Source organism: Corynebacterium sp. HMSC070E08 (assembly GCF_001808895.1).
In the GTDB taxonomy this organism is placed as follows: Bacteria; Actinomycetota; Actinomycetes; order Mycobacteriales; family Mycobacteriaceae; genus Corynebacterium; species Corynebacterium hiratae.
Genome location: NZ_KV794753.1, coordinates 1 through 17069 on the forward strand (window position 1 = coordinate 1; position 17069 = coordinate 17069).

Consider the following 17069-nt stretch of genomic DNA (forward strand, 5'->3'; position numbering starts at 1 on the left):
CCCCGCTACGCACTCTAAAACCGGAAGAGCCCCTATACTGATCGCATGGCTTCCTCTTCCACGCCCGAAACCAGCGCGCCCAGCACTGAGTGTTGCTCCTTAAGCACAGGCCCGCTCAGCGACGCCGAGGCGAGGCATTTTTCGCAGCAATTCAAAGTGCTGGCAGACCCTGCCCGCCTGCGTCTTTTGTCCATCCTGTGTGATGAAGGCTGTGGGCCCATGAGCGTCACGGAACTCACCGAGCTCACTGCGCTGAGTCAGCCCACGGTCTCGCACCACCTAGCGCGCCTGCGGGAAGCCGGCTTGCTATCCAGACAGCAATGCGGCCGCACCGTCACCCATCAGGTGCACAAAGACGCTTTTGCGGCCTTGCGCACGCTGCTGTCGTTCGACTAACCGGTACCTGATCGGATCTGCGCTCGAGCACACAGGACGGGTTCGGGTTAAGGGTCAGAAATGACAAAAGCCCGAGCGCTATGCTCGGGCTTCGTTACGCGCTCAGCGCGGTAATCATAGTTAGAGGTTCGGGAACCAGATGGAGATCTCGCGCTCAGCGGACTCCGGGGAGTCGGAACCGTGGACGACGTTCTCGCCAACGGTCAGAGCGAAGTCACCGCGAATGGTACCCGGGGTAGCCTTCTCCACCGGGTGGGTGCCACCGGCCAGCTGACGCCATGCGGCGATAGCGGACTCGCCCTCGACGATGCCAGCAACCAACGGTGCAGAGGTGATGAAGTCAACGAGCTCGCCGAAGAAAGGCTTGTCCTCGTGCTCGGCGTAGTGCTTCTTTGCGGTCTCCTCGTCGGCGACGCGCAGATCCATGGCGACGAGCTTCAGGCCCTTGCGCTCGATGCGGGAGATAATCTCGCCCACGTGGCCGTTCTTGACGCCGTCCGGCTTGATGAGAATCAGTGTACGTTCAGTCATAGGGCACATAGTACAGAATGGGTGCTCCCGCGTCCTGCCAGTGGGCCAATTATTAAGCGCTACGTAAGACGTTGCACGATTTCCTCCGCGCGCTCATGGCTCGTGCCACGAAACCACAGCTGCACTTGGCGCACGGCCGTGCCGTATTGACCGCTCTCCAGCAGGCCTTTCAGATCCTCGCGCTGCCACTCCTCCAGATCCGCAAACTCCACCGGCTTCTCATCGCGCTGCTGCTTGAGCATGCCCACGACGAGGAACACAAAGGCCGGGAGCATCAGCGCAAGCGGGAGCGCAAAGCCCCCAACATACAGCTTGGCCACGAGTGCGGCGATGCACAGCAGCGCGGAAAGACCATAGAGGAGAAAGAGCATGCCCGTTAGTGTAGCGCGTCCAGCGTCGACTGCAGCCAGGCGCGAGAACTCATGAGCAGGCGCTTTGCCACCGCGGTATGGGGAGCCCACAGCTCGAAGGCATGCACGCCGCCGTCTACGACCTCGCATTGCGTGGGCACGCCGGCAGACTTCAGACGCTCGGCGTAGTCCACAATTTCGTCGTAGAAAAGCTCACTGCTCCCCGCATACAACCAAGCCGGTGGCAGACCTGCTAACTCCGCGCGGCGACCGGGCACGGCATAGGGTGCGTCTGGGTTGCCGTTGGTGTAGTAGCGCCAAGCCTGCGCATTGGAGTCCGCGTCCCAGATGGGATTGCGGTCGGTGGAGGCAGCGCGGTCATCGAGCATCGGGCAAAAGAGCCACTGCCCCGCCGGCTGAATTCCGCCTTCATCTAGGAGGCGCTGGCACAGTGCGGCGGCGAGCCCTCCCCCGGCGCTTTGGCCGCCGATGACAATCCGATCTGGGCTGATTCCCAGATCTTCCGCATGCGTGAGGAGCCAGTGGTGGGCCGAGTGGACGTCGTCAAGCGCGGCCGGATAGGGGTTCTCCGGGGCATAGCGGTAGTGCGGCGCAATGACGGTGACACCGACTTCCGCGGCGGTCTCCTTGAGGTGTTTGACGTCTTGGCGCGGATGGCCCATGAGCAGCCCTCCGCCGTGGATCCACAGCACAGCGCCGCGCGGGTTCTCCGGGCTATAGATGGTCGCGCGGATATCGGAATTCTTCACCTGCTGCGTGCGCACGCCCTGGATATAGGGTGCGGGCCACAGCGCGGGAACTACACGCCCGGCGCGGCGGATCAGCGGATTGGTTGGATCCCACAGTGAGATGAACGCCGCGCCCGCGCGCAGCTCCGGGCGAATATACACCGCTGCGGCCTACTTCTCAGTCAGGTGCTGCGTGGTGAGGTAACCGCGTTCCATGCGGGCGACGATCACCGAGCGCATATAGGCCGCGAGCGCCCAGAGCAGGGCGAAGATGATGAAGATCGTGGCCACGGACCAATGGACCATGAAGCCGAGAACAATGCCGATAATGTGGAGGACAATCTGTGCCCCAACGATCCACGGCTTATTCATGAAGGGGAAGGATGCAAGCAGTAGCACCATAAAGCCGATCACCACGCCGTAGTTAAACGGGGTCCACAGAGTGCCGTCATACAGCTTGTACAGCATTGGCAGCGCCAGAACCAGGGTGATCAGTTCCATGGTGAGGGAGCTGGCCACCACCATGCCGCCGAATTGCTTGAGGGGATCCTTGGCCGGTGCTTGGCCTAGTCCGAGCGGGCCGATCTCCTCCTCAGGGATGGGTTTGCGGGGGCTCATGCGGGCTCCTTTCCAAAGAGTGCGCGGGCGTCACCAGCAGTGACCACCGAGCCGGTAATCACGATGCCGGATCCGGACTGCACGTCGGCGTCCTCCGCCAATTCAACGGCCTGAGTATAGGCACTAGGCAGGTCGGGCTCGACGTACACCCGTTCTTCACCGAAGATGTCGCGCGCCAGCTCCGCTAGCTCATAGGCATCGCGGGCGCGCGGCGAGGTGTTCTGTGTGATCACGACTTCCGTGAGGACCGACTCGAGGGCAGTGAGGATGCCGGCGGCATCCTTGTCCGTGAAGATGGATACCACGCCGATGAGGCGCGCGAAATCGAAGTCTCGGTCGAGCGCTGCGGTCAGGGCCTTCGCGCCGTGCGGGTTGTGGCAAGCATCCAGGAAGGTCGTGGGGCTCGTGCGCACGCGCTCCAAGCGGCCGGGGGAAATGGCCTTGGCAAAGCCGGTGCGCACCGAAGCAATGTCGAGTGGGTGGCCCGCCGACGCCCCGAAGAACGCCTCCACCGCCGCCAACGCCACGGCCGCGTTCTTGGCTTGGTGCTCGCCGTGCAGGGGCAGGAAGATGTCTTCGTAGAGACCGCCCAAACCCTGGATCGTGAGCTGCTGGCCGCCCACCGCAATGCGGGATTCCAGCGCGGCGAATTCGGAGCCGGCGCGAGCCACGCCAGCGCCGACGTCCACGGTGCGCTGCAGGATAACCCGCATGGCTTCTGGGTCTTGCTCGGCAATGATGGCGATGTTCTCCCCCGGCGTGAGCACGTCGTCGGCATCGTGCTCACGGGCCTTGATAATGCCGGCCTTCTCACCGGCGATCTCGGTGATGGTGTCACCGAGGTAGTCCGTGTGGTCGAGGCCTACCGGCATGACCACGGCCACTTCCGCGTTAACCACGTTGGTGGCATCCCACGTGCCGCCGAGGCCCACCTCGACGACGGCGACGTCGATGGGGGCATCGGCAAAGGCTGCGTAGGAAATGGCAACAAGCACTTCGAAGGTGGACATGGGAATGTCGGAGCGGGAATCCACCATCTCCACATAAGGCTTGATTTCGCGCCAGATGCGCACGAAGTCGCGCGGGTGGATGGGGTGGCCGTCGATGCCGATGCGCTCGGTCACCAGCTGTAGGTGGGGGCTGGTGACGAGGCCTACGCGGCGGTGGAAGGAGCGCAGCAGCGAATCGATCATGCGGGCGGTCGAGGACTTGCCGTTGGTTCCAGCGACCTGGATGACGTGGAAGGAACGCTCCGGATTGCCCAACAGATCCATGAGCATCTCGATGCGCTCGAGGCTGGGCTCAATGATGGTCTCTGGGGCGCGCGCGTTGAGCTCCGCGGTTACCTGAGCCAGCTCCGCGAGCTCCTCCGGCGTGGCCTGCTCGGGCGCTGCCTCCTCGTAGTCATCCTCGCCGCCGAGGTTGAGTGTTAGGCCGGAGTCGGTGATTTCGACCGGCCCGCCATCGGTGCCCTCCGCGAGGGCATCGACGACCTCAAATTCCTCGCGGTCTTTCTCCCCCGCCACTACTTGAGTCCCTTCAGACGTGCGGTGATGCGCTCGACTTCTTCCTGGGCCACCTGCTGGCGAACGCGGATCTTCTCCACGACTGCCTCCGGCGCCTTGGACAGGAAGGCCTCGTTGCCCAGCTTCTTGCCGGTCTGGTCCAGTTCCTTCTGGGCCTTGGCCAGATCCTTCTCCAGGCGCTTGCGCTCGGCTTCGACGTCGACGGCGCCGGAGGTATCCAGGGTGACCTCGACGGTGGCCTGGGACAGGCGCACCTCGATGGAAGCAGAGGCGGTGAAGTCTTCGCCCGGCTCCGTGGTGTTGGCCAAGTTGCGGATGAGCCCCTCCTGCTCCTGCAGGTCGGCCGCGGCGAAGTCGAGGCGGCCCGGGACCTTCTGGGAAGGCTTGACACCCTGATCGGAGCGGAAGCGACGCAGCTCGGTGATGAGCTTGTCGGCGTCCTGAATGCGGCGCGCGGCCACCTCATCCTTCTCCGCGCCACCGTTGGTGTGCTCCTGGGTAGGCCACTGCGCGGTGACAATGGTCTCCCCGCCAGTCAGAGCCTTCCACAGGACCTCGGTGACAAACGGCATGGTCGGGTGCAGCAGGCGCAGAACCAGGTCAAGAACGCGGCCCAGAACGATCTGGGTCGTGCGTCCGGTGGCCTGCTCCTCGGCGCTCGCCCCATCGAAGTCACGCGGGATCTGGGTCTTGGCAATCTCCAGGTACCAGTCACACAGCTCATCCCACACGAAGTGGTAGAGCAGCTCATTGGCCTTGGCGAACTGGTAGTCATCCAGGTAGGCGTCCACCTTGGCGCGGACCTCTTCGGAACGGTCGAGGATCCAACGGTCGGCGTCGGTCAGCGCGTCGCGTGCCGGCAGCTCAGCCACGCCCGCGCCGTTCATGAGCGCGAACTTGGTGGCGTTGAAGAGCTTGGTGGCGAAGTTGCGACCGGCGGCGGCAGCGTCGACAGCCAGCGGCAGGTCCACGCCCGGGTTCGCGCCGCGAGTCAGGGTGAAACGCAGTGCGTCCGCACCATAGTCGCGCACCCAATCCATCGGGTCGATGCCATTGCCCAGGGACTTCGACATCTTGCGGCCCTGCTCATCGCGCACCAGGCCGTGCAGGTAGATGTCGGTGAACGGAACCTGCGGGCGGCCATCCTTGCCCTCACCGAGCAGCTCCGGGGTGTGGGCGCCGGCGAAGGTTCCGAACATCATCATGCGGGCGACCCAGAAGAAGAGGATGTCATAGGCGGTGACCAGCACGTTCGTGGGGAAGAACTTCTCCAGATCGGCGGTCTTTTCCGGCCAGCCCATCGTGGAGAAAGGCCACAGCGCGGAGGAGAACCAGGTGTCCAGAACGTCCGGATCCTGGACGTAGCCTTCCGGTGCTTCCTCGTCGGGGCCGAGGCAGACAATATCTCGCTGGCCGTCCTCGCCCTCCGGGCCGTACCAGATTGGAATGCGGTGGCCCCACCACAGCTGGCGGGAGATGCACCAATCGTGCATGTCATCAACCCACTCGAAGTAGCGCGGCTCCAGGGACTTCGGGTGGATGGTGGTATCGCCCTCGCGGACGGCGTCGCCAGACATCTTCGCCATCTTCTCCACGGCCACGAACCACTGCAGGCTCAGGCGCGGCTCGATGGGCTCGCCGGAGCGCTCCGAGTGGCCCACGGAGTGGACGTAGGGGCGGATCTCCTTGACGATGCGGCCCTGCTCGCGCAGCGCCTCGCGGATCTCCACGCGGGCTTCCTCGCGGGTCAGGCCGTCGAACTTCGTGCCGGTGTTCGCGATGTGTCCGGTGGTGTCCATGATGGTGGGCATGTCCAGGTCGTGGCGCTGGCCCATGGCGTAGTCATTCGGATCGTGCGCCGGGGTGATCTTCACCGCGCCGGTACCGAATTCCATGTCCACGTAATCATCGGCGATGATCTTCAGGCTAAGATCATCGCGGAAGGGGTGCGGCAGCTCCTTGCCCACCAGGTGGGCGTAGCGCTCGTCCTCGGGGTGGACGGCGATGGCGACGTCGCCCAGCATGGTTTCCACACGGGTGGTGGCCACGATGAGGTGCGGTTCATCGTCGTTCAGCGAGCCATAGCGAATGGACACGAGCTCGCCCTCGACGTCCTTGTACACGACCTCAATATCAGAGACGGCGGTCTCCAGCACTGGGGACCAGTTGACCAGGCGGTTGGCCTGGTAGATCAGGCCCTCGTCGTAGAGGGTCTTGAAGATGGTCTGCACGGCGCGGGAGAGGCCATCGTCCAGCGTGAAGCGCTCGCGGGACCAGTCCACGGAGTCGCCGATGGCGCGCATCTGGTTCTGGATGGTGCCGCCGAACTCTTCCTTCCACTCCCAGACCTTGTTGATGAATTCTTCGCGCTCATAGTCCCAGCGCTTCTTGCCTTCCTGCTCGCGCAGGCGGGCCTCCACCTTGGTCTGTGTGGCGATACCGGCATGGTCAGCACCCGGCAGCCACAAGGTGGCATAGCCCTGCATGCGCTTGCGGCGAATGATGGAGTCGATCAGAGTGTGGTCCAGGGCGTGGCCCATGTGTAGCTGGCCGGTGACGTTCGGCGGCGGCAGCACGATGGAATAAGGCTCCGCCTCCGAGGACGCATCCGGGGTGAAGTAACCGGCGCTTACCCAGCCTTCGTAGAGGTCCTTCTCTACTGCCTGCGGCTCCCAGGACTTGGGAAGCTGGTCCGCGCGGTTGGTGCCAACGAGTTGCTCTTTATTCTGATCAGTCACCTGGCCAACTCTACCCTGTGCGTCAACTGGCACCAGCGGCCTGTCTAGAGTAAGGGCATGTCTCACAATCCTGGCCGCCGCGCCCGTCTCCGCACCCGCCATTTCGCCCGTGCCAAAGAAAACTCTCAGGCCTTCCCGTGCCTGACGAGCTATGACTGCATGACCGCCGAAATCTTCGATGAAGCCGGGGTCGATCTCCTGCTCGTCGGCGATTCCCTGGCCAACGTGGTGTTGGGCCGCGAAACCACGCTCTCGCTCACGCTCGATGAGATCATTCCGCTGGCCCGCGCCGTGGTCTCAGCCACCTCCCGCGCCTTCGTGGTGGTGGATCTGCCCTTTGGTTCCTATGAGGCCGGCCCCACCCAGGCCCTGGAGTCTGCCGTGCGCGTCATGAAGGAAACGGGGGCGCAAGGCGTCAAGTTGGAGGGCGGCGCCGAGCGCGCGCCCATTGTCGCCGCGCTTGTCGACGCCGGCATCCCCGTCTGCGCCCACATCGGCTTCACGCCCCAGCAGGTCCACGCCTTGGGCGGCTTCGTGGTCCAAGGCCGCGGTGCCGGTGCGGACAAGCTTCACGACGACGCCCGCGCCCTCGCCGAGGCCGGCGCCTTCGCCGTGGTGCTGGAGATGGTCCCGGCCGCGTTGGCTGGGGAGGTCACCAAGGAGCTGCCCATTCCCACCATTGGCATCGGCGCGGGTGCGCAGACCGATGGCCAGATTCTGGTGTGGACCGATGCCTTCGGCCTGGGCGGGCCCAAGGCGCCGCGCTTCGTGCGCCGCTACGCCGACCTGCGCGGTGCGCTGCTGGAGGGTGCGAAGGAATACGTGGCGGATGTGGGCGAGCGCTCCTTCCCCAACGCCGAGGAGTCCTTCGAGGACTAAGGTTTTGGCCATGCAGATCCTCACAACTAAATCTGAACTCCGTGCCTTCCGCGCCGCAGTCTCCGGCACCGTGGGCTTGGTGCCCACGATGGGCGCGCTTCACGACGGCCACGCGTCCCTCGTGCGCCGCGCCCGCGAAGAGAACGACACCGTGGTGTGTTCGGTCTTTGTCAATCCCCTCCAGTTCACCGACCTCGGCGACTGCGAAGACTACCGCGCCTACCCGCGCGATCTGGATGCGGATGCCGCGCTGCTGGACTCGCTGGGTGTTGATGCTGTCTTCGCCCCCAGCGTGGAGGAGATGTACCCGGATGGCACCCCGCGGGTGTGGGTGCGCACGGGCGAGATGGGCTCGGTCTTGGAAGGAGCCTCGCGCCCCGGCCACTTTGACGGCGTGGCCACCGTGGTGAGCAAGCTGTTCAACCTCGTACGCCCCGACCGCGCCTACTTTGGGCAGAAGGATGCCCAGCAGGTGGCCATTATTCGGCGCTTGGTGGCGGACCTTGACCTGCCGCTCGACATCGTCAGCGCACCCATCGTGCGAGCAGCGGACGGCGTGGCCGAGTCCAGCCGCAACGCTCGTCTGCGCCCTGCCGAGCGCGAGCAAGCCGTGGCGCTGTCCCAGGCGCTCTTTGCGCTGCGGGACGGTGCTTCCCTCGACGAGGCTGAAGCCCAGCTCGCCTCCTCCCCCGGCGTCATGGTGGACTACCTCACCGTGGTGGACCCGGCCACGCTGGAGCCCATTGATGCGCAACACCGGCCCGCCCTGGCGCTGGTGGCGGCGCAGGTGGGGCCGGTGCGGCTCATCGATAACTTGGTGCTTGAGGCTTAGCCCTTGAGCAGGTGGGCTACGGCCTCGCGCTCCTCACGCAGCTCCTGCACAGAGGCCTCGATGCGTTCCTTCTGGAAATCGTTGAGCTCGAGACCCTGAACGATTTCCCACTTGCCGTCGCGGGCGACGGTGGGGAAACCTGCGACGAGGCCCTCGTCCACGCCATAGGAGCCATCGGAGACGACGGCTGCGGTGCGCCAATCCTCGGTGCCGTGGATCCAGTCGTGCATGTGGTCCACTGCCGCAGACGCTGCGGAAGCGGCTGAGGACTTGCCGCGCACAGCAATGATCTCGGCGCCGCGCTTAGCCACCTTCGGAATCATTTCTTCCTTGTACCAGGTCTCATCAACCTCCGCGTTGGAGAAGGTCAGGTCCGGGAACTGGGATGCAGAGTGGTTGCCCCAGACGGCAACCTTGGTCAGCTCCGCGGTGGGCATGCCCGTCTTGAGGGAGACCTGGCTCTGGGTGCGGTTGTGGTCCAGGCGCATGAGCGCGGTGAACTGGCTCGGGTCCAGGTCCGGTGCACTGTTGGCAGCGATATAAGCGTTAGTGTTGGCCGGGTTACCCACGACGAGGACGCGGACGTCGCGCGCGGCGACGTCGTTCAGCGCCTTGCCCTGCACGGTAAAGATGGCACCGTTAGCCTCCAGCAGGTCTGCGCGCTCCATGCCCTTGGTGCGCGGGCGGGAGCCCACGAGGAAAGCGGCCTTGGTGTCCTTGAAGGCCACATTCGGATCATCGGTCACGGTGATGCCGCGTACCAGCGGGAATGCGGAATCATGAAGCTCCATCGCCACGCCCTCAGCTGCGCCAATGGCGTCCGGGATTTCCAGCAAAGCCAGCTCCACCGGGGTGTCCTTGCCATAGACATCGCCCGCAGCGATGCGCCACAGCAGAGAGTAAGCGATATTTCCGGCGGCGCCGGTCACGGTAATCTTGACGGGTTGGGAAGCAGTCATGTGTGAATCCTTTCGGCTCGGTACTCACCTTCCCAGCCTAGTCCCGTTTTTCGCCCCCATGGGGTGTAATTTTACCCCCGAAAGATGCGAGTTCTTTGTACTTGAGCTCCATGACCGTCTTTTTTCGGCATAGTGGACAACTGTACGCATATTCATCGACTAGACGGGACTTTCCATGAGCACTGAGACTGCATCGGTCGACTCCGGCTCTGTTGAGCGCGTGATCGATGTTGCGATTGCAGAGTTTGCTGAGCACGGCTATGCCGAGACCAAGCTCGAATCCGTGTCGAAGCTGTCTGGGATGTCCAAGCGCATGATCCACTACTACTTCGGGGACAAGAAGGGCCTCTACCAGCAAGCCTTGGCGGCGGCGGCGCGGCGCCTCAACCCGCCGGAGGGCAGCCTGGAGATCAACTCCGCCGTTCCGGTCGAGGGCGTGCGCACCTTGGTGGATTGGTTGTTCCGCCAGCATGTGGATAACCCTGAAGCCATTCGGATGCTGACGATGGAATCCGCCCACAGTGTGCTGGAGTCCTCGCAGGCGCTTGTCGACGTTTCCGAGATCTCCCTCCACCTAGACCGGCTGCTTATGCTGGGCCAAGATTCCGGCGCGTTCCGCCCAGGCATTTCCGCCAACGACATCTTCACGTTGATTTCTGCGCTCACGATGTACCGGGTGACGAATCACGCGATGATGAGCAACCTGCTCGACATCGACATGCATACCCACAACAACACCGAAGGCCTACACCGCATGGCCGTCGATGCCGTGCTGGCCTTCCTCACAGCGAATATCCCCGACATCGGTTTTGAGTCCTACCTCGCTCAGAACGAAACTGAGCTTGACGCCGAGTCAGCACCCTTGGATGTCTACTCCACCGAGGATGAGGGCGACGTGCCCACGGGTCTCTACGGCTAGATCCCTCTCCCAGCACCGCGCGGGCAAAGAGACCAAAGCAGAGGAACCATGTGCGCGCCGGCCTGAGCAAAAGCCCAGGTCACGATCTCACGCCATAGCTAAATGGTCCCACTCATCTGGTCCCTTTGCCTCAGCACGAAGATGGCGGCGTTTTCAGTCCTGAAACGCCATGTAGACAGCACAAAAGGCACCTTCAGTCTTGAAGATGCCCTTTAAGAGATGCCGTTTAAGCGGATTCCTTCGCCTCGTCCGAGTACACGAATTCCGGCTCGCCGCCGTCAGTCACGCAGTCCTTCGTGATGTGGACGCTGGCGATGTCCTCGCGGTCTGGGAGGTCATACATGATGGGCACGAGCAGCTCCTCCATGATGGCGCGCAGGCCGCGGGCACCGGTCTTGCGCTCGAGTGCGAGTTCGGCGATTGCTTCCAGCGCCGCGTCTTCGAAGTGCAGCTCCGCACCGTCCATGCTGAACAGGCGCTGGTATTGCTTGACCAGAGAGTTCTTCGGCTCCACGAGCACCTTCACCAGCGATTCGCGGTCCAGGTTATCCACCGTGGCAACCACCGGCAGGCGGCCGATGAACTCGGGGATGAGGCCGAACTTCACCAGGTCCTCCGGGCGAACCTGGGAGAAGAAGTCGACTGATTCCTTCTCATCCTTAGTCTCCAGCTTGGCACCGAAGCCCACGCCCTTCTTACCCACGCGCTCCGAAATCACCTTGTCCAAGCCCGCGAACGCGCCGGCCACGATGAAGAGGATGTTGGTCGTATCCAGCTGGATAAATTCCTGGTTCGGGTGTTTGCGCCCGCCCTGCGGCGGAATCGCCGCCACGGTGCCCTCGAGGATCTTCAGCAGCGCCTGCTGCACGCCCTCACCGGACACATCACGCGTAATCGAGGGGTTCTCCGACTTGCGAGAGATCTTATCCACCTCATCGACGTAGATGATGCCGTGCTGCGCGCGCTCCACATCAAAGTCCGCTGCCTGCAGCAGCTTGAGCAGGATGTTCTCGACGTCCTCGCCCACGTAGCCAGCCTCGGTCAGGCTGGTGGCATCCGCGATGGCGAAGGGGACGTCCAGCAGACGCGCCAGGGTCTGCGCCAGGTAGGTCTTACCGGAGCCCGTCGGGCCCAGCATCAAGATGTTGGACTTGGAAATCTCAACTTCTTCATCCTGTGCCTTCTTCCGGCGGCCCTCCAGGCCCGCGGCCTCTTCAGCCTTGATGCGCTTGTAGTGGTTGTAGACCGCCACCGACAACACGCGCTTGGCCTGATCCTGACCAATGACGTACTTATCCAGAAAAGCCGAAATCTCCGAAGGACGCGGAAGGCGCATCTCCTTCTCTTCGTCCGCCTCGGCCTGAGCCGCGCCGAGCTCCTCCTCGATGATTTCGTTGCAGAGCTCGATGCACTCGTCACAAATGTAGACGCCGCCGCCGGCGATAAGCTTCTTCACCTGCTTCTGGCTCTTTCCGCAGAAGGAACACTTGAGCAGGTCAGCGCTTTCTTGCATACGTGCCATGAAGGCCTTTCAACTCTTTTCTCTGGGGCTATGGTGGGGCGATTTTACCGCAGTTTGTTCCACTCTAGTAAACCACTTGGACCCAAGCGCTATTCCGCACGCGACGGCGCGCCACTGAATTTAAAACGGCAGTTAGTAGACATAGACAGAGCGGTTCACTAACTTACATCGAAACCGCTCTATCAGCAGAAAGATTTTCATGGACATCCGCGAACTCATCGACCGCTCCCCCATGGGCGCGCGCCAGTGGCTCATCATCGCCATTGCCCTCTTCCTCAATGCCCTCGACGGTTACGACATGGTCGCCATGGCCTTCGGCGCCGGCACCGTCAGCGAAGAATTCGCGCTGTCCGACTCTTCCCTCGGCTGGCTCCTGTCCGCCGCCCTCATCGGTATCGGCCTTGGCTCGCTCTTCCTCGCCCCGTTGGCTGACCGCCTTGGCCGTACCACGCTCATCACGGTCTCGCTCGTCATCGACCTCATCGGCCTTGTGCTCACCGCTCTCGCGCCTACGTTCAGCCTTCTCCTTATCTGCCGCCTCATCACCGGCATCGGCGTCGGCGGCGTCCTCGTCTGCGTCACCGTGCTCGTCAGCGAATACTCCAACCTGCGCTTCCGCGGTCTCGCCGTCGCCATCTACGCCTCCGGCTACGGCCTCGGTGCCTCCTTCTGCGGCGTCGTCGCCTCTTCCTTCGATACCTGGCAGCCCATCTTCTGGGTCGGTGCCGCACTGACCGTCGTCGCCCTTCTCCTCACGGTTGCTTTCGTCCCCGAATCCGCCGACTTCCTCGCCGCGCGCGGCCGCATGGATTCTGTCCGTACCATCGCTGCCAAACTCGGCCTCACGGGAGAGGTCAGCGTCCGCCCCCGCACCGCCCACAAGGCCTCCTACAAGGACCTCGTCTCGCCGCAATTCCTGCGCACCTCCATCAAGCTGTGGCTGGCCTTTAGCTTCATCATGTTTGCTTACAACTTCACCTCGCAGTGGACCCCGAAGTTGCTCACCGCCGAGGGACTTACCGCGCAACAGGGCATCATCGGGGGCATCATGCTCTCCTTCGGCGGTGCCATCGGCGCCATTCTCTTCGGCCTATTTACCACGCGCATCGACGCCCGTCCCTTGCTCATCGTCTTCTGTCTTATCTCCTCCGTCGTCCTTATCGGCTTCATTAACTCCACCACCGTGCCTTCCCTCATGTTTGCTCTCGGCGTCGGCGTAGGCCTTACTCTCAACGCCTGCATCTCCGGCCTCTACACCGTCACCCCGGAGGCTTACCCTTTGGCGCTGCGCACCACCGGCACGGGCGCTGCCATCGGCATCGCTCGCGTGGGCGCTACCCTCGCCCCCATCCTGGCGGGCTACCTCCTCGAAAGCGGCTGGACCCCCACCGGCCTGTACACCCTTGCTGGTGTCACCGCAGTACTTGCAGCAGTCTCCCTCATCGGTGTGCGCGCCTACACGGCAACCACCAAGCAGACAGCACCCCAGCCTGTGGCGGCCTAGGCTGGAGGGCGCACACAGACCCAACCACTGAGGAGCACCACATGTTTGATCTTCAGGACCACGTCGCCATCGTCACCGGCGGCGCCGCCGGAATCGGCCGCGGCATCGTCAGCGCTCTGCGCGAAGCAGGTGCCACGGTCGTCATCGCCGACCTCAACCTCGAGGCCGCCCAGAAGGCCGCCGAGGAACTCGGGGCGGACGCCCTGCTTGTCGACGTCACCTCGCGCGACTCCGTCCGCAACCTCTACAGGGACGTCGTCAAGCGCTATGGCCGCATCGACATCGTCTGTTCCAACGCCGGTGTCTTCCCCAACTGCCCACTCGAGGACATGACCGACGAGCAGTGGGATACCATGTTCGCCATCAATACGCACGGCACGTTCACCGTGGTGCAGGAAGCACTGCCCTACATGAAGAAAGCGGGCTACGGGCGCATCGTCATCACGACGTCTATCACCGGCTCGCACACCGGTTACCCAGGCTGGGCGCACTACGGCGCTTCGAAGGCCGCACAACAAGGCTTCATGCGCTCCGCGGCACTGGAAGTTGCCCGTGATGGCATCACCATCAACGGTGTTCTGCCAGGCAACATCCTCACCGAGGGTTTGGAGGGCCAAGGCCAGGAGTACCTCGACCAAATGGCACGCTCCGTCCCCATGCACCGCTTAGGTTCCCCGCGCGATATCGGCAACGCCGCGGCCTTCCTCGCCTCCCGCGAGGCAGGCTACATAACGGGACAGACCATCATCATTGACGGCGGCCAGATCCTGCCTGAGTCCCCGGAGGCTATCCTGCCTCCCTACGAGAGCTAAGAGCCTTATAACGACGTCAAGCCCCGCTACCGGAAACATCCGAAAGCGGGGCTGAATTCGTCTATTCAGCTATGCGTTGAGCTTGCGGTAATCAAAGACGGTATCGATAAGACCGTATTCGACGGCTTCCTGCGCGGTGAGGATCTTGTCGCGGTCGGTATCGATGCGCACCTGCTCCGCAGTGCGGCCGGTGTGCTCAGCCAGGGTCTCCTCCATGAGGCGGCGCATGCGCTCGATCTCGTTGGCCTCGATCTCAAGGTCCGACACCTGGCCCTGCGTGCCCTGCGTACGCGGCTGGTGAATCAGCACACGAGAGTTCGGCAGAGCGGCGCGCTTGCCCGGAGCACCGGCTGCCAGCAGCACGGCGGCAGCGGAAGCAGCCTGGCCCAGGCAGACGGTCTGCACGTCAGGACGCACGTAGCGCATGGTGTCGTAGATGGCCATCAGCGCGGTGAAGGAGCCACCCGGGGAGTTGATGTACATCGTGATGTCGCGGTCCGGATCCTGGGATTCCAGGACCAGCAGCTGCGCCATGATGTCGTTAGCAGAGGTGTCATCGACTTGGGTGCCCAGGAAGATGATGCGCTCTTCAAAAAGCTTGGAATACGGGTTGGTGGTCTTCGATCCCTGTGCGTTCTGCTCAATGAACTCCGGCAGAACGTAGCGGGAAGAAGGCATCTGAAGGTTAGACATAGTGATAAAACTCCTTGTTCCCTAGTTGGTGATAGGACCGTTAACGGACTCGATGACGTGGTCGACGATGCCGTATTCCTTGGCCTGCTGGGCGGTAAACCAGCGGTCGCGGTCCGAATCCTTAGTAATTTGCTCGAAGGTCTGGCCCGTGTGCTCAGCGATGAGCTCCGCCATCTCACGCTTGGTCTGCGCGAACTGCTCCGCCTGGATGGCAATGTCTGCAGCAGTACCGCCAACACCGGCAGAAGGCTGGTGCATCATAATGCGGGCGTGCGGCAGCGCGTAGCGCTTGCCCTTGGTGCCGCCTGACAGCAGGAACTGGCCCATCGAGGCAGCCAGGCCCATGCCATAGGTAGCCACGTCGCACGGCGAGTACTTCATCGTGTCGTAGATGGCCATGCCCGCGGTAACGGAGCCACCCGGGGAGTTGATGTAGAGCGAAATGTCGCGCGTGGGGTCCTCTGCGGACAGCAAGAGGATCTGGGCGCACAGCTTGTTCGCAATCTCATCATCAACCTGGGTTCCCAGGAAAATAATACGCTCGCGCAAAAGGCGCTCATAGACGCTATCACCCAGGTTCATACCCGTTGAGGATGAGTCCATGGAAATATTCTCAGACATTAGTGGTTCTCCTTGAAGTGAAGAATGCTTTAACTGGCCCCACCTTACCGGCATTCCTCTCAAACTTGGCCTCTGTTCGCTATGAGCGTTGGGGCGCAGCGCCAAAGGCGCATACGGAAGCTGGGTTAACATTTACTCATGTCTGTTTCCGAGCTGTCCACCAGTACCCAGAACTATTTGAAAGCTATCTGGGGGCTAAAAGAATGGTCATCCGAGCCCGTTACCGCCACACTTATAGCGAAACAGCTGGGACTCAAGCTCTCCTCGGTCTCCGATGCAGTGCGCAAAATGTCGAAGCAAGGGCTCGTGTCACACACGCCCTATGGCTCTGTGGAGTTAACCGAACTTGGCAGGCAGTACGCATTGGTCATGGTGCGCCGCCACCGATTGCTTGAGTCTTTTTTGGTTCAAGCATTGGACTACACGTGGGACGAAGTCCATAATGAAGCCGAAAATCTCGAACACGCGGTGTCCGACATGCTCATAGAACGTGTAGATAAGTTCCTTAATTACCCCACTAGGGATCCGCACGGCGATCCTATCCCTACGGTTGATGGACAGATCACAATCCCCAGTGCGCACCGTCTCACCGACAGCGGTGCACAACCGCAAGTGACCGTGGAACGCATTTCTGATTCCGACCCACAACTGCTGAAGTTCCTTGAAGAGCGCGGCATTGTCACAGGGGCTGTTCTTAGCACGCGCGAGGGAGCGCCCTTTTCAGATTCTCTCGAAATACAGGTGGCCGGCAGCACTCAGTGGGTAGTGCTTGGACGCCCAGCTACCGACGCAGTGTTTGTAGCACACCACAGCCGTTAGACCTTCCCCTTTGCATTAATCCTACTCTCACCTGCCCTTTTCAAAACTACGTTGGGCCGTAGTTGCAACTACGCCATTGCGCAGTTAGTCTTTTCGAATATCACCTATCCCACTTATGGCTAAGGCCAGGATGAGCAGGATTGCTATGTCAGACTCACCAGATTTGGTGTATTTTTCTAGCGTTTCAGAAAACACAAAAAGATTCGTCGAACGCTTAGATAGACCCGCGGTGCGCATTCCGCTGCGCCCCAAGAAAACCGGGATGATCCAGGTTTCACACCCGTACGTACTCATCGTTCCCACCTACGGCGGAGGCTCGCTCAAACGCGCAGTCCCCAAACAGGTCATCGACTTCCTCAATGACCCAATCAACCGCTCCTTTATCCGGGGCGTTATTACCTCAGGGAATACCAACTTCGGAAGTGCTTACTGCGTCGCCGGACGCATCATTTCCGCCAAGTGCCACGTACCGGAGCTGTATCACTTCGAGCTTCTCGGCACCCAGAAGGACATTGCCGCCGTAAAGCAGGGCCTTCAAAAATTTTGGGAGCAGCAAAAGCAGCTAACGATGACACCCCATTAATCCCCCACAAGATGAAGA

18 protein-coding genes are annotated in these 17069 nt (G+C 62.2%); 8 read left to right on the forward strand and 10 right to left on the reverse strand.

What is annotated here, in order from left to right:
* The first annotated feature begins 45 nt into the window (after positions 1-45).
* Complete coding sequence (locus HMPREF2526_RS05810) at positions 46-396, forward strand: ArsR/SmtB family transcription factor (protein ID WP_046648980.1); 351 nt, start codon at positions 46-48, stop codon at positions 394-396.
* Between the two features lie 120 nt (positions 397-516).
* Here HMPREF2526_RS05810 and ndk read toward each other — a convergent pair whose 3' ends face one another.
* The 6 genes from ndk to HMPREF2526_RS05840 are packed head-to-tail and all read right to left on the reverse strand — an operon-like array spanning position 517 to position 6908.
* Complete coding sequence (gene ndk, locus HMPREF2526_RS05815; RefSeq protein ID WP_039676402.1) at positions 517-927, reverse strand: nucleoside-diphosphate kinase; 411 nt, start codon at positions 925-927, stop codon at positions 517-519.
* Positions 928-986: 59 nt separating this feature from the next.
* Positions 987-1298, reverse strand: a complete 312-nt coding sequence (locus HMPREF2526_RS05820; protein WP_046648979.1) for a hypothetical protein — start codon at positions 1296-1298, stop codon at positions 987-989.
* A 5-nt stretch (positions 1299-1303) separates the two neighbouring features.
* Positions 1304-2188 (reverse strand): alpha/beta hydrolase, encoded by an 885-nt coding sequence (locus HMPREF2526_RS05825; protein ID WP_070509952.1) that lies wholly within the window; start codon positions 2186-2188, stop codon positions 1304-1306.
* Between the two features lie 9 nt (positions 2189-2197).
* On the reverse strand, positions 2198-2644 hold the full coding sequence (locus HMPREF2526_RS05830) for a DUF4233 domain-containing protein (protein WP_049157140.1): 447 nt from the start codon (positions 2642-2644) through the stop codon (positions 2198-2200).
* Positions 2641-4170: a bifunctional tetrahydrofolate synthase/dihydrofolate synthase gene (locus HMPREF2526_RS05835; protein WP_070546342.1), complete on the reverse strand. Its 1530-nt coding sequence runs from the start codon at positions 4168-4170 to the stop codon at positions 2641-2643. Before HMPREF2526_RS05835 ends, HMPREF2526_RS05830 begins: the two co-directional genes overlap by 4 nt.
* Positions 4170-6908, reverse strand: coding sequence for a valine--tRNA ligase (locus tag HMPREF2526_RS05840; protein WP_070546344.1), 2739 nt, complete (start codon positions 6906-6908; stop codon positions 4170-4172). The genes HMPREF2526_RS05835 and HMPREF2526_RS05840 overlap by 1 nt, the downstream gene beginning before the upstream one ends.
* Positions 6909-6965: 57 nt before the next feature.
* Here HMPREF2526_RS05840 and panB point away from each other — a divergent pair, with 57 nt between their 5' ends.
* Positions 6966-7787, forward strand: a complete 822-nt coding sequence (gene panB / locus HMPREF2526_RS05845) for a 3-methyl-2-oxobutanoate hydroxymethyltransferase (protein ID WP_070546346.1) — start codon at positions 6966-6968, stop codon at positions 7785-7787.
* 10 nt (positions 7788-7797) lie between these two features.
* Positions 7798-8619 carry a pantoate--beta-alanine ligase gene (gene panC / locus HMPREF2526_RS05850; RefSeq protein WP_070546348.1) on the forward strand — a complete coding sequence of 274 codons (822 nt, stop codon included), beginning with the start codon at positions 7798-7800 and terminating at the stop codon, positions 8617-8619.
* Here panC and HMPREF2526_RS05855 read toward each other — a convergent pair.
* Positions 8616-9578 (reverse strand): malate dehydrogenase, encoded by a 963-nt coding sequence (locus tag HMPREF2526_RS05855; RefSeq protein ID WP_070517916.1) that lies wholly within the window; start codon positions 9576-9578, stop codon positions 8616-8618. The genes panC and HMPREF2526_RS05855 overlap by 4 nt on opposite strands.
* Positions 9579-9753: 175 nt before the next feature.
* Here HMPREF2526_RS05855 and HMPREF2526_RS05860 point away from each other — a divergent pair, with 175 nt between their 5' ends.
* Positions 9754-10497 carry a TetR/AcrR family transcriptional regulator gene (locus HMPREF2526_RS05860; RefSeq protein WP_070546350.1) on the forward strand — a complete coding sequence of 248 codons (744 nt, stop codon included), beginning with the start codon at positions 9754-9756 and terminating at the stop codon, positions 10495-10497.
* A gap of 226 nt (positions 10498-10723) precedes the next feature.
* Here HMPREF2526_RS05860 and clpX read toward each other — a convergent pair whose 3' ends face one another.
* Entirely contained in the window at positions 10724-12019 is a 1296-nt protein-coding gene (gene clpX / locus HMPREF2526_RS05865; protein WP_046648969.1) for an ATP-dependent Clp protease ATP-binding subunit ClpX, read from the reverse strand.
* Between the two features lie 199 nt (positions 12020-12218).
* Between clpX and HMPREF2526_RS05870 the strand changes: the two genes are divergently transcribed.
* The gene (locus HMPREF2526_RS05870) at positions 12219-13523 is read left to right on the forward strand and encodes an MFS transporter (RefSeq protein ID WP_070546352.1); all 1305 of its coding nucleotides are present in this window, start codon (positions 12219-12221) and stop codon (positions 13521-13523) included.
* A 41-nt stretch (positions 13524-13564) separates the two neighbouring features.
* Positions 13565-14335, forward strand: coding sequence for a 3-oxoacyl-ACP reductase FabG (gene fabG, locus HMPREF2526_RS05875; protein ID WP_070546354.1), 771 nt, complete (start codon positions 13565-13567; stop codon positions 14333-14335).
* A 69-nt stretch (positions 14336-14404) separates the two neighbouring features.
* Here the strand turns inward: fabG and HMPREF2526_RS05880 are convergent, their stop codons facing one another.
* Together HMPREF2526_RS05880 and HMPREF2526_RS05885 are read right to left on the reverse strand one after the other, a co-directional pair.
* On the reverse strand, positions 14405-15028 hold the full coding sequence (locus HMPREF2526_RS05880; RefSeq protein ID WP_070447792.1) for an ATP-dependent Clp protease proteolytic subunit: 624 nt from the start codon (positions 15026-15028) through the stop codon (positions 14405-14407).
* A gap of 21 nt (positions 15029-15049) precedes the next feature.
* Positions 15050-15649, reverse strand: a complete 600-nt coding sequence (locus HMPREF2526_RS05885; RefSeq protein ID WP_070517922.1) for an ATP-dependent Clp protease proteolytic subunit — start codon at positions 15647-15649, stop codon at positions 15050-15052.
* A gap of 138 nt (positions 15650-15787) precedes the next feature.
* On the opposite strand from HMPREF2526_RS05885, the gene HMPREF2526_RS05890 reads away from it, so the two are divergent.
* A complete protein-coding gene (locus HMPREF2526_RS05890; RefSeq protein ID WP_010190918.1) occupies positions 15788-16468 on the forward strand; it encodes a metal-dependent transcriptional regulator in 681 nt (226 codons plus the stop codon).
* Between the two features lie 115 nt (positions 16469-16583).
* A complete protein-coding gene (nrdI, locus tag HMPREF2526_RS05895; RefSeq protein ID WP_005324049.1) occupies positions 16584-17051 on the forward strand; it encodes a class Ib ribonucleoside-diphosphate reductase assembly flavoprotein NrdI in 468 nt (155 codons plus the stop codon).
* Positions 17052-17069 lie beyond the last annotated feature (18 nt).